Annotated in this window: 14 protein-coding genes; 6 read left to right on the forward strand and 8 right to left on the reverse strand. The window is 39.0% G+C overall.

What is annotated here, in order from left to right; genetic code table 11:
* The first annotated feature begins 46 nt into the window (after positions 1-46).
* Both metA and NSQ17_RS10190 read left to right on the forward strand, forming a co-directional pair.
* Positions 47-955 (forward strand): homoserine O-succinyltransferase, encoded by a 909-nt coding sequence (gene metA, locus NSQ17_RS10185; RefSeq protein ID WP_342467402.1) that lies wholly within the window; start codon positions 47-49, stop codon positions 953-955.
* 227 nt (positions 956-1,182) lie between these two features.
* Positions 1,183-2,334, forward strand: coding sequence for a diglucosyl diacylglycerol synthase (locus NSQ17_RS10190; RefSeq protein WP_007500831.1), 1,152 nt, complete (start codon positions 1,183-1,185; stop codon positions 2,332-2,334).
* 35 nt (positions 2,335-2,369) lie between these two features.
* On the opposite strand, the gene NSQ17_RS10195 is transcribed toward NSQ17_RS10190, so the two are convergent.
* Positions 2,370-3,071, reverse strand: coding sequence for an AIM24 family protein (locus tag NSQ17_RS10195; protein WP_007500832.1), 702 nt, complete (start codon positions 3,069-3,071; stop codon positions 2,370-2,372).
* Positions 3,072-3,338: 267 nt separating this feature from the next.
* Between NSQ17_RS10195 and cspD the strand changes: the two genes are divergently transcribed.
* Positions 3,339-3,539, forward strand: a complete 201-nt coding sequence (gene cspD / locus NSQ17_RS10200; RefSeq protein WP_003215784.1) for a cold-shock protein CspD — start codon at positions 3,339-3,341, stop codon at positions 3,537-3,539.
* Between the two features lie 51 nt (positions 3,540-3,590).
* On the opposite strand, the gene NSQ17_RS10205 is transcribed toward cspD, so the two are convergent.
* The 3 genes from NSQ17_RS10205 to NSQ17_RS10215 all read right to left on the reverse strand — a co-directional run bounded on the left by NSQ17_RS10205 (position 3,591) and on the right by NSQ17_RS10215 (position 4,801).
* The gene (locus NSQ17_RS10205; protein ID WP_008346368.1) at positions 3,591-3,773 is read right to left on the reverse strand and encodes a hypothetical protein; all 183 of its coding nucleotides are present in this window, start codon (positions 3,771-3,773) and stop codon (positions 3,591-3,593) included.
* Positions 3,774-3,945: 172 nt separating this feature from the next.
* Positions 3,946-4,128 (reverse strand): zinc-finger domain-containing protein, encoded by a 183-nt coding sequence (locus tag NSQ17_RS10210; protein WP_008346366.1) that lies wholly within the window; start codon positions 4,126-4,128, stop codon positions 3,946-3,948.
* A gap of 1 nt (position 4,129) precedes the next feature.
* The gene (locus tag NSQ17_RS10215) at positions 4,130-4,801 is read right to left on the reverse strand and encodes a ribonuclease H family protein (RefSeq protein ID WP_047946658.1); all 672 of its coding nucleotides are present in this window, start codon (positions 4,799-4,801) and stop codon (positions 4,130-4,132) included.
* 94 nt (positions 4,802-4,895) lie between these two features.
* Between NSQ17_RS10215 and NSQ17_RS10220 the strand changes: the two genes are divergently transcribed.
* From NSQ17_RS10220 to NSQ17_RS10230, 3 genes are read left to right on the forward strand one after another with little or no spacing between them, the layout of a single operon-like run.
* Entirely contained in the window at positions 4,896-5,585 is a 690-nt protein-coding gene (locus NSQ17_RS10220) for a queuosine precursor transporter (RefSeq protein ID WP_007500834.1), read from the forward strand.
* Position 5,586: 1 nt separating this feature from the next.
* Positions 5,587-5,982 (forward strand): reverse transcriptase-like protein, encoded by a 396-nt coding sequence (locus NSQ17_RS10225; protein WP_079919900.1) that lies wholly within the window; start codon positions 5,587-5,589, stop codon positions 5,980-5,982.
* 43 nt (positions 5,983-6,025) lie between these two features.
* Positions 6,026-6,151, forward strand: a complete 126-nt coding sequence (locus tag NSQ17_RS10230; protein WP_342467403.1) for a small, acid-soluble spore protein L — start codon at positions 6,026-6,028, stop codon at positions 6,149-6,151.
* A 40-nt stretch (positions 6,152-6,191) separates the two neighbouring features.
* Here NSQ17_RS10230 and NSQ17_RS10235 read toward each other — a convergent pair whose 3' ends face one another.
* The 4 genes from NSQ17_RS10235 to fbpC all read right to left on the reverse strand — a co-directional run bounded on the left by NSQ17_RS10235 (position 6,192) and on the right by fbpC (position 11,491).
* Positions 6,192-7,079 carry a 5'-3' exonuclease gene (locus tag NSQ17_RS10235; RefSeq protein ID WP_340936817.1) on the reverse strand — a complete coding sequence of 296 codons (888 nt, stop codon included), beginning with the start codon at positions 7,077-7,079 and terminating at the stop codon, positions 6,192-6,194.
* 274 nt (positions 7,080-7,353) lie between these two features.
* A complete protein-coding gene (locus NSQ17_RS10240) occupies positions 7,354-7,617 on the reverse strand; it encodes a YpbS family protein (protein ID WP_008346351.1) in 264 nt (87 codons plus the stop codon).
* A gap of 41 nt (positions 7,618-7,658) precedes the next feature.
* Entirely contained in the window at positions 7,659-11,252 is a 3,594-nt protein-coding gene (locus tag NSQ17_RS10245; RefSeq protein ID WP_342467404.1) for a dynamin family protein, read from the reverse strand.
* Between the two features lie 131 nt (positions 11,253-11,383).
* Entirely contained in the window at positions 11,384-11,491 is a 108-nt protein-coding gene (gene fbpC, locus NSQ17_RS10250; RefSeq protein WP_306172627.1) for a Fur-regulated basic protein FbpC, read from the reverse strand.
* Positions 11,492-11,521 lie beyond the last annotated feature (30 nt).

Here is an 11,521-nt window from a genome sequence, read left to right on the forward strand (position 1 = left end):
GTTCCTATAATGAAGTGAAATTAGCTTTGGTTCAGGGGGTGGCGAGTTGCCTATTAACATACCAGTTCATCTGCCGGCAAAACAAATACTAGAGAGCGAAAACATTTTCGTCATGGATGAGACAAGGGCATTCAAACAAGATATCCGTCCTTTGAATATCGTGATCTTAAATTTAATGCCAAAAAAAATACAAACTGAAACGCAGCTGCTGAGAATGCTCGGAAATTCTCCTTTGCAAGTGTATTTTACATTTTTGATTCCAAGTACACATACACCGAAGAATACATCGAGAGAGCATCTAGATGAATTTTATACGACCTTTGACTCGATTCGCCATAAAAAATTTGATGGCATGATCATTACAGGTGCACCAATTGAGCATTTAGCTTTCGATGAAGTTTCCTATTGGAAAGAACTGCAGGACATTTTGGACTGGAGTAAAACGAATGTGACGTCTACTCTCCATATATGCTGGGGGGCACAGGCTGGTCTTTATCATCATTATGGCATTGAAAAAATCAAGCTTCCAGAGAAAAAATTCGGTGTTTTTGAGCATCTTGTCAAAGAGAAAAAAGAAAGATTAGTAAGAGGTTTCGATGAAGTATACTATGTCCCACATTCTAGGCATACAGATATTAATACAGAACAATTAAAAAACACGCCGAATCTAAAAGTATTGAGCACGTCTGAGGAAGCTGGTGTTTGTTTAATTGTTTCAGATGATGATAAACAAGTATTTTTAACTGGACATCCTGAATACGATACAGATACATTGAAGCAGGAATATGAAAGAGATTTGTTGAAACATGATACAGTCAAAAAACCCGTCCACTATTTCATCGAAGATGGAGACACATTAGTTCCAGTGAACCGCTGGAAAGCCCATGCTACTTTGCTGTTTATGAATTGGCTTAATTACTATGTTTATCAAGAAACACCATATGTGTGGGAATAAAATAGACTGTAGTCTGATGATAAATGCTTAAAATGTGTTAAAATACAAATGGCTCTGTCTTCCATTATCAATTTAGTCTGTTTGTTTTTTAAAATTAGTTTAATTCTTTCGTAACGAATGATATGCTCTCGCTGTTTATATGTTATCTTTATGTATATGTAGACCTATGAGATTTATAGTTTCGTTCGAAGTTTTGTTGTTGTTGATTACATTTGAGGTGAATATTCTTGAATACCAATAAAAAAATATTAATCTTGACCGCAAATTATGGAAATGGACATATGCAGGTTGCAAAAACACTGTATGATGAATGCAAATCCCAAGGGTTTGAACATGTGATAGTTTCTAATTTGTATCAAGAATCAAATCCCATTGTGTCCGAAGTGACTCAATATTTATATTTAAAGAGCTTCTCCATTGGGAAACAATTTTATCGCTTGTTTTATTACGGTGTAGATAAAATTTACAATAAACGCAAATTTAACATTTATTTAAAGATGGGAAATAAGCGTCTAGATGAATTAATTCAATTACACAATCCGGATATCATCATCATTACATTCCCGATGATTGTTGTACCTGAATACCGAAACAAAACAGGTAAAGTCATTCCAACATTTAATGTGATGACAGACTTTTGTCTTCATAAAATTTGGGTACATGAAAACATTGACCGATACTATGTTGCAACCGATTATGTGAAACAAAAGCTAGTAGAAATCGGCACACATCCAAGCGATGTCAAGGTAACAGGCATTCCGATTAGACCACAATTTGAAGTAGACGTGCCTAAATCGATCATCTATAAAAAATATGGATTATCATCAGACAAAAAAGTCCTTCTCATTATGGCGGGTGCCCATGGTGTACTAAAAAATGTGAAGGAACTGTGTGAAGCACTACTTCTTGACAGTGAAGTACAAATTGTTGTTGTGTGCGGTAAGAATGCAGCGCTGAAGCAATCGCTTAGCGAACTTGAACAAGCACACCCAAATCAATTGAAGGCGCTTGGATATGTGGAACAAATTGATGAATTGTTCAGAGTAACGGACTGTATGATTACAAAACCGGGCGGAATTACATTAACAGAAGCAACAGCAATTGGTGTCCCAGTTATTCTTTACAAACCTGTTCCAGGACAAGAAAAAGAAAATGCTCTTTTCTTTGAAGATTACGGTGCTGCCATTGTCATCAACAGACACGAAGACATTTTAGAATCTGTCACCAACTTGTTGCAAGACGAAGAAAAATTAGAATCCATGAAACAAAACATCAAAAAATTACACTTAAAACAGTCTTCTCAAACCATTTTAGAAGATATCGTCGAACAATCAGATCTGATCATGAGCAACAAATCGTATGCTCAAGCATTATCATAAAAAGGTGTCCGTCAATGACGGACACCTTTCTTCTTTTAACCTTGATTCCCATTCGTTGTATACACTTCTTCAAACGGCTGCACGACAACAAAGCCGCTTCCGCTAAACTTCATTTGAATGGACTCTCCGCTTCCCCTGCCAATAAACGTTTTGAACGATACATCTGTCACAAATTCAGTCTGTAAATCTCCTGACCATGCGACCGTCGCATTCGGATCTGTATAAACAGAATCACCTGGCTGAACAATCAGCGTCAGCGGTTCGTAATGACTTGTGATTGCCACAAGACCTGGTCCTTCAAGTTTGACATTAAATAATCCGCCTGCAAGCATGCCAGACACCTTTTTCATTAATTTAATATCCCACCGAACAGACGGTTCAAATGCGAGCAAGTCGTTTCCATTAACGAAAATAGACTCCCCTTGAGCCAATCGAAGAATCGAGATTTTTTTCCCTTGGTCTGCTACATATAATTTCCCATCACCTGTGGCCTTCATCAAAGAAGTTCCTTCTCCTGATAACATTTTTTTGAACATCTTTGACACACCGTGTTCAAACACACCTTCACGTTCAAACTTTATTTTCCCGCGATATGAAACCATGGAGCCTGTTTTTGCCCAAATGGTATCCGTTAAATTAATTTCTAACAATCTTGGTGTTTCAAGTTCAAAAACCCCTTCCCCTTTGTCTTCTTGCTGCGTATTCTGAACAAACTCCTCAATTGTGTAACGATTCATGACGCACCTCTTTCTGTATTTTTACTATATACGGACAAGTTATACGTTAGGTTTCATGAGATTAGGACGTTTTATAGATAAATGTCATTCACTAAAAAAACAAAAAAATCAAACATTCTGCTCAAAATTTGGCTTGCCTGCTTGACGCTTTACTTTTGATGGTGTATAGTGGAACCATCATTTAACAACTTCTTAAGTCGTTAGGTGATGAAAAATTTTTTTTAGTATGCCGAAAGGTGTGCTACAGTACTAGGAGGAAAAAGCAATATGCAAAACGGTAAAGTAAAATGGTTCAATAATGAAAAAGGTTTCGGCTTCATTGAAGTTGAAGGCGGAGACGACGTATTCGTTCACTTCACAGCTATCGAAGGTGACGGTTACAAATCTCTAGAAGAAGGACAAGAAGTTTCTTTTGAAATCGTTGAAGGTAATCGTGGACCTCAAGCTGCAAACGTAACAAAAATCTAATCAACTCAATCAATGATGAAACGACAAAATAAAGAGAGGCGTATGCCTCTCTTATTTGATTTTCAGCTGAATTTCAATCGCTAAAATATTTTGCTTTAATCTTTGTTCAATTTCAGAGATATCTTTTTCGAGAAAAGGTCTTCCCTTCTTTGCTACATCTACCAGTTGCTCTAGATCACTGTACACCTCTTGAAATGTCCGATGTAATACCGTTTCAAAATCCTTATTATCCATGCCGGCCTTCCCCTTTTCCTCTATTATCCGTCACTTAGTCAAAAAGTAACTCAACCAAAACTTTCTATAGTTATATCGGCTCATTTTTCAGAATATGTTCTTTTTTTACACATTCTATTCGTTTTTTTTTCGTGAACGCGTGATACATCTAGGGGAAAACCGGAGTGTACGCTTATTTTTTGAGTAATTCATTCCCGTATTGTTTGATCTTCTCTCCTACCGTGCATTGCTGTATACAAAAGGAGTGGGCGTATTTTTTGCCAAATTCTTTACGAAAGTGCTTTTTAATCAAGCAATCTGAACAATACGTGTCTTGAAGATCTGTTAATTCTTTTACTGCTGTTTTTTTATCCACTTTATTCAGCTCCGTCTGCTTCTAATTTCAACTTACTTTCGATAGGGACGTCTGCAAGTATCTGTCTGGCAAGCTGATCTGCTTCTGCATTTTGTTTACGATCGATGACTTCATATGTTGGCGTGAGCTTCAGCTCTTTGATCGCAGCCTCAATTCGGTCGAGCCATTTGTTATGTATATCATCATAACAAGGCCATTCCCCTTTGAGCTGATTCATCACAACAAGAGAATCTCCTCTAATCGTAACAGAGTTTCTGCTGGCTCCCAGTTCTTTTAAAGCTTTTACCGCTTCAAATAAAGCCGCATACTCTGCCTCATTGTTCGTGGTGCTCTGAAAAGGGTGATTCTTCCTTAACCGGTATGCATCCTGTCCGAGCTGATAATACACGACAATTCCAAGCCCAGCATCACCTGTTTCTTTGCGAAAACTCGCATCAAAATAGACCTGAAGCTGATCGGGTTCAAGCCTAAGTTCTTCGTTTAGCTTTTCAAGTTCTTTCATCGACCACATCGCACCCTTTTCATCTTCAAATGATAGAAGTGACTGCGGTTCTTTTTTGTCTATATGTTTTGCTAAAAGCAAGGCCTCTTTGAGCTCCATCCAATCTTCTTGGAAAAAAGCAATGGACCCAATCGATTTCACTTTCATTGTATAGTGCGCTCTTAGTTTCATTGATCACATCGCCTTCCCATACTTTTAAGGTAAACGTTCGTTATGCTATAATCAAAAAGTTACATTTTACATTTAGAAAGGAAGTTCATGTCACTTGTTTAATGAAGGTATTTGGATCTTATTTGCGATCATTAATTTTATCATTGTTCTTCTATTTTATAAAGGATTTGGCAAGATGGGGCTTTTCGTCTGGATTGGTTTTGCAACAGTTGCTGCCAATTTACAAGTGGTCAAAACCGTTGAATTATTTGGCTTAACGGCAACACTTGGCAACATTTTATATGGCAGTGTGTTCTTTGCAACGGACGTCCTCAATGAAAAATATGGACAAACCGAAGCGAAAAAAGCTGTCTGGATTGGCTTTGCCACCCTTTTAACATTAACTGTTGTCATGCAGGAGGCTTTGCTTTTCCATCCCGCTCCATCTGACATTTCCCAATCATCATTAGAAACGATATTTGGCTTTATGCCAAGGGTCGCTCTTGGTAGTCTTGCTGCTTATATCATCAGTCAAATGTTAGATGTTTATGTATATTCGTTTATTCGCCGGATATTTCCTTCAGACGGTGCGCTCTGGCTGCGAAATGCGGGGAGTACAATGATTAGCCAGCTACTTGATACACTCGTTTTTACAACCATTGCCTTTCTTGGGACCTACCCATTCCATATATGGATCGAAATTTTCATCACGACTTATGTGATTAAATTTATCGTCGCTGCCATTGGCACACCTTATGCCTATGCGGCGAAAAAAATGGTTCCGATTGATGAAAGGGGGAAATAAATTGCCAGCTGAAATATATATTGACGGTGCTAGTGCCGGAAACCCAGGTCCATCTGGCATCGGCATTTTCTTGAAATATGACGGAAAAGCTGAGTCTTTCTCCATTCCTCTTGGCATCATGAGCAATCATGAAGCAGAGTTTTCCGCGCTCATTGAAGGCATGAAAATTTGCGTAGAAAAAGGATTACGGACCGTTTCATTCCGCACTGATTCACAAGTAGTGGATCGTGCAGCCAATGCAGGATTTGCCAAAAATCCATCTTTTCGTCATTTTATCGAAGAAATGCTGCAGCTTCAAAACGAATTTGATTTATTTTTCATTAAGTGGATTCCGAGCAAGGAAAATCAAGTGGCTGATCAGCTCGCTAGAAAAGCGATTCACCTTTCAAAAGGATGAATCGCTTTTCTTTTGGTTATGCTAATGTGTGAGGTGATACGAATTGGATAAAGAGAACAGAGGCTGCGTGACAAACGGAACGACTCCTCAAGGTGATGCGCAAACAAAAGATAAACAGCCAATATCGCAATTAGAAAATAAGGCGAAAAAAAGCAACACAAAGGGCTAATACATGTAGCCCTTTGTTTCTTTTCTGCATAAGAACAACCTTAACTGATTCCTAATTGACTTAAGCGGTTAACCATTGGTTCGATCCCTTTGATTTGATGCAAGCGAAGCATTGCCGCTGCCCGCTCTGGGTCCATTTTTATTTTTGTTTCGTCAATCGGACAGCTGAGTGGTACATCACATTTAATTTCTGCCAGTATACGAGAAAGCTTCAGATCTTCTAATCCTGCTTGCATTTTCTTTTGCTGAGCTGCCGTTAATGCATGAACATTTTCTAACAGTCGATCAATCGTTTGATACGTTTGAATAAATTTCAACGCTGTTTTTTCGCCGATTCCTTTTACACCAGGGTAATTATCGCTAGAATCACCCATCAGCGCTTTCATATCAATCAGCGCCTTTGGAGATATGCCCATTTCCTCTTCAAAAAGGGATTTTGTATAATGCTTATAATTCCCGATGCCTTTTTGCATTAAAGCCACGGTCACTTGTTCATTCAAGATCTGCAGCAAATCTTTATCTCCTGTTAAGACGGTCACATGTGCTTCGTTTTGATAGATTGATGCAAGCGTTCCAATACAATCATCTGCTTCAAAACCTTTCACACCAATGTTCATGATCCCCAGTTCTTCTGTCGCCTCTTTTGCTAAATCAAACTGCGGGATAAGCTCAACAGGCGCCTCGCCTCGATTGGCTTTATAATCTTGAAACAATTCGTTTCGGTATGTCTGGCTCCCCATATCCCAGCAGCATACGATATGAGTCGGCTCAAATGTTTGGACAGCTGTTAACAAATGCTTCAAATACCCATTCACTCCATTTGTCGGCACACCACGATCATTTATCATAAAATTGCGATGGACAGCCGTCGCATAAAACGACCTAAAAAGAAGTGCCATGCCATCTACAAGTAGTACGTGTTTATTCATTCATCTAAACTCCCTTTTTATAAACAATACTCCTATTCTATCATAGAACATCGAAACGAACATAAAAAAGGCGCCTTCTTCTTTTGATAAAGAAGAGGCAGCCCGATTACTTTTTACCATATTGCATCTTTTTCGTTTCCGCTTCTGCGTAGGATGGCATGCCTTTTTCCTTCGGCATGCGCTCCTCCTGATGCTTTACGTTTTGCTTTTTTGCCATGATCATTCCCCTTTCTGGTTCATTTGTTAAGATGACCAAAAATGAGAAAGTTACTCTTTATTTCTGTTTACGCTGGGTGTATTCCTCCACCATCTCAATCGTGACATGTTTACGAAGCGGAACAATTCCGCCTCGGGCAAGCTCATTCATTTTAGACGTAATGGCGTTGATCTCATCTGTTGAAAATGGTTCATTGTGTTCACATTTTTTCACAGCCGATTCAATCGCCTGCTCTCTTTTTTGTTCAAGTGCAAGAAAAGATTGGATGTGGGCATGTTGTTTCTGTGAATGTGCAGAAATTTCTTCGTGTACGCTCGTCATCGTCTATCAACTGCTTTCTTTTTTATATAGTCTACCATGAATCATATCGTTTTCAACTGGTTCTTCCATTCATTTGTTTGTTCATAAACTTGTTCAATGACCGCCTGTTTTTCAGCATCTGTTGTAAGGCTCGTCATAAATGTCTGTTTTTGCTCATTGAGCTGTTGGAGAGCATCTTGTTCGTACCTTTCCGTATAGGTCTTCACTAGCTTTTCATATCTGCTCAGCAACTCTTCTTTTTCGTTATCTGCCCAACGTGTTGTCATTTGATGTAGAACATCTCGAATGGCTTCAATAAACGTAGCCTTTTCATTTTGTTCAAAGAAGGCTTTCGCTGATTTTTGTTTCTTTAAAAGCGGCTCAAATGGTGTAATCTCTGCTTCAACTTCAATTTGTTTTAGCTCAGCATTTTTCTCCTCAGGGGCTGACAGGCTAAGAGAAAAGTAAGGATCTTCCGCACATGCAACCTGCATCCCTTTTTCCCACTCCTCCTGGAAATAATGGTGGATAAACGATTCCATTCGGATATCAAGTGCCTTGAGCTCCTGCACAAATTCAAATTCATACTCCTTTAACGCTTTCTCAAGTGCCTTTTTTAACTGCTGACCAAAATTCCCTTGAGATATGCCAGGATAAAAAGCCGACTTTAATAGATCATTCGCAAATAATGAAAGCCGCTGTACAATATGATAGAGCTGTTCATGCACGTCTTTTTTTACGCTTTCGGTCACAAGTTTAGACCGTTTCACATCTTGCATTTTTTCGAGAATGGCTTCATAGGATGTCTTGATGTTTTTCTTTTCAGCTTCTTTCTCATCTTCTGATTGATGCAAGGTCGCACGTAGTCTATCGACCGTTGTACATAATGTACTAGCTTCAAAATGCAAAAGTTCAATGGCATCTTTCGTTAATTCTTCCTCGATAAAATAGTCGAGCTGTTTTCTCAGTGTTGCATATTGATTATAAGATGTCGGCTCTTTCCCTTCGATCTCTTCCTTACTAGACACATGATGCAGGTTTGGATTGCGGATACCTTCTTTTGTGAGCTCGCTTCGTACATAGTCAAATACGGTTTCAAGCTCTGCCTGATCCTTAGCCAAATCAGCTGCATTGATGATAAAGAACATTTTATCCATGCTAAAGGAATCTTTTACGAGTCCAAGCTTCCGTAAAAATGAGCGATCAGCTTTTGAGAAAGAATGCTGATAATACGTTAAATAAAGAAGGGCGTCTGCATCCTTCATATACTGGAAGGCGATTTCTGTATGACGCTTATTCATACTGCTAGCACCTGGTGTATCGACAATCGTCAGCCCTTTATCTGTCAGAGGTGTACTTAAATACACCGTCACTTCCTTCACCACACAAGAAACAGATTCTTCCGCTACATAAGGCTTTAATTCTTGAAGTGTGACATGTAAATTGGTTTGGTTGTCAATGTCATCATGAAACTTGGCATATGCTTGTAGAAAATGTTCTACAATGATTCGGTGATCCTGTTCGAGCTGCCGTTTTTTCAGCACTCTTTCCAGCTTTGCCTTAAACGAATCTCCTTTTTCTGTTGTGATCGAAAATCCAAGAATCTGATCGAGTTCCTCTAGAATGTCCTGCTTGGTTTTAAACACCACTTTGACACTTTCATGAGGATGATCTTCCGTAGGTCGTGTCAGTTTGTTAATTGTTGCAGTTGTTGGCGTAGGAGATGATGGTAACACCTTCCGTCCAACAAGCGCATTGGCAAAAGAAGATTTTCCAGAACTAAAAGCGCCAAATAAAGCGAGTGTAAATTCTTTTGCCTGTAGCCGTTCTGTTCGTTTTTCAAAGGAATCTCTTTGAGACTTTAGAATATCTAAAGGCGATAAAATGCGGGAAAGCTCTTTAAATTGTGCAATCGATTGTGCTGTTGTTAAATGCTGCGATTGACGGTATTGATCGCGCTTTGTCCGTTCAGCAGCTTGATCGCTCTCTTCAACATGAATTGATGCGCGATTCTTCTCCAGTTGGTCGTGCTGCATCCATTGCTTTTTCGCATAAAACCAGTCGCCTGGGATATGCTCATCCGTTCCGTTTTGCCAAATATCCCATAAATGCTGAATATCCTGTCTTATTTGTTCATTTTTTTCGTTATACCCCTCAAGGCTCTGAAGCTCTTGTTTCGCTTGCTCCCGTTTTTCCTCTTGCTTCTCCTGTTCATTCTTGAGCTGGTCTTTCAAGGTTTCAATCATCTGTTCAATCAATTGAAGTGCTTGCTGTTTCGCCTGTCTTTTCAATGCTTCACCAGCATCTTTAGCATATTGAAGAACATATTCGTTAGAAAAAGTTGCCCCTTGGTGAATGACCTTTTCAAGCAGGGATTCTTCAATAGGTGTCTCAAATGCCATGGCTTTGTCTAATAACGCTTCCCCAAGCTGATGCTGTTTTATTTCTTTTTTGAGGAGCTCGGCAATGTGCCAGTCAACTTCCGCTTTCATTCTCTTTTTTACATCTGCTAAGAAATCATTTGCCCGCTTTTCCTTTTCCTGCTCGGTTTTATTTTTTGCAAAAAGTAAACCTACTTTAAAGCCAGGTGCTTTTGATTCGATATAGTCACTTGCAAGCTCTCGCATCTTAAATGGCGTGAGGTTTGCATTTTTTAAGATGTTCTCTACTTCAGAAGACACTTCATCTTCTACCTGCTTTGCACCATTTTCAATAAATCGGCGTTTCTCTTCTAGTTCTTTCACTTCATTCCTTTTTTCTTGAAGCTGCTTATCAAGGTCCTCTTCATGCAGTTCTTCTTTTAACGAGTCTATATGTTCTTTTAAAACATGTTCGATTTTCTGCTCTGTATAGGCTCGAAGTGATGCTTTAGGCATGGTTTGTAATTCTTGTAGTTTCTTCACTAAACGGATCATTTCGTTTTTTGGGTGTGCCTCATCCGTCACAGAAGTAAAATATAGATGTTCTTCTTCAATGCCTTCTTTTAAAAGCATCTCAACGACTTGTTTTTTGTAGTTTTCAAAAGTTGTCTCTTGTTCATCATGCCGATCCACTTGATTGACGATGAAATAAAGATTGGGCACTTTCTCCTTAATCGAGCGAATGAAGCGAATGTTTTCTTCAGAATGGACATGGTTATAATGAACGACATAAAAAAGAGCATCCGCTTGATGAAGAATAGAAGCAGCGGATAAAAAGTGCGCATGATCCGTTGAATCAATTCCCGGTGTATCAATGAGTGCCACTTTTTCTTCAAGTCCACTATAATCACCGCTAATTTCCACCATCTCAATTTGTTCCCCATCTTTACAAAAACGCTGCACCGCTTCTTTATCATAAGAACCGCTCATTTTTGCAAAACGTCCATCAGACGTATGGAGCTGAACTTCACTGACCCCTTTCCTGACAACAACCAAGTTTGCACTCGTTGGAATTGGGCTTGTGGGCAGGATGTGATCATGAAGAAGATGATTCACTAGTGATGACTTACCAGCAGAATAGTGGCCGGTAAATGCGATATATACTTCTTCTTCAGCTTCCTTTTTCATAATAGATGCAAGTTTGGCTGCGCGCTCGTGATCATCCCTTTTCAGAAGGCTTTGATACAAAGCACCTGTAGTTTGAACGAGCGAATCTCGAATAGACAAGTCTTTCATGACGATAAACCCCTTTGTTTTTAGAAAAGTCAGTTATGTATGTGTACCATTTTACACAAAATAAAGAGATTTTTCTTCTCATCTGAGGAAATAAAAAAATCTGCTGCCCGATCAGTCGCAATGGACTGCAATCAGGAAGCAGATTTTTTTGAAACACCTTTTAATACGAAGCCAATCAATAAGCTGTATACACAGACCGTACCGAGTAAGAAAATCATTGTCATGTGATCACCGTCCATCCTTCATGATTGAGAATGTTTATCATTAAT

This window comes from Bacillus sp. FSL W8-0629, assembly GCF_038593225.1.
Classification (GTDB): domain Bacteria; phylum Bacillota; class Bacilli; order Bacillales; family Bacillaceae; genus Bacillus; species Bacillus altitudinis.

Excerpts from the sequence above, each read along its gene's own strand:
- NSQ17_RS10245 (WP_342467404.1), bottom strand. The coding sequence starts at position 11,252 with ATGAAAGACTTGTCTATTCGAGATTCGCTCGTTCAAACTACAGGTGCT.
- NSQ17_RS10215 (WP_047946658.1), bottom strand. The coding sequence starts at position 4,801 with ATGAAACTAAGAGCGCACTATACAATGAAAGTGAAATCGATTGGGTCC.
- NSQ17_RS10195 (WP_007500832.1), bottom strand. The coding sequence starts at position 3,071 with ATGAATCGTTACACAATTGAGGAGTTTGTTCAGAATACGCAGCAAGAA.
- fbpC (WP_306172627.1), bottom strand. The coding sequence starts at position 11,491 with ATGGACGGTGATCACATGACAATGATTTTCTTACTCGGTACGGTCTGT.
- cspD (WP_003215784.1), top strand. The coding sequence starts at position 3,339 with ATGCAAAACGGTAAAGTAAAATGGTTCAATAATGAAAAAGGTTTCGGC.
- NSQ17_RS10240 (WP_008346351.1), bottom strand. The coding sequence starts at position 7,617 with ATGACGAGCGTACACGAAGAAATTTCTGCACATTCACAGAAACAACAT.
- NSQ17_RS10205 (WP_008346368.1), bottom strand. The coding sequence starts at position 3,773 with ATGGATAATAAGGATTTTGAAACGGTATTACATCGGACATTTCAAGAG.
- NSQ17_RS10235 (WP_340936817.1), bottom strand. The coding sequence starts at position 7,079 with ATGAATAAACACGTACTACTTGTAGATGGCATGGCACTTCTTTTTAGG.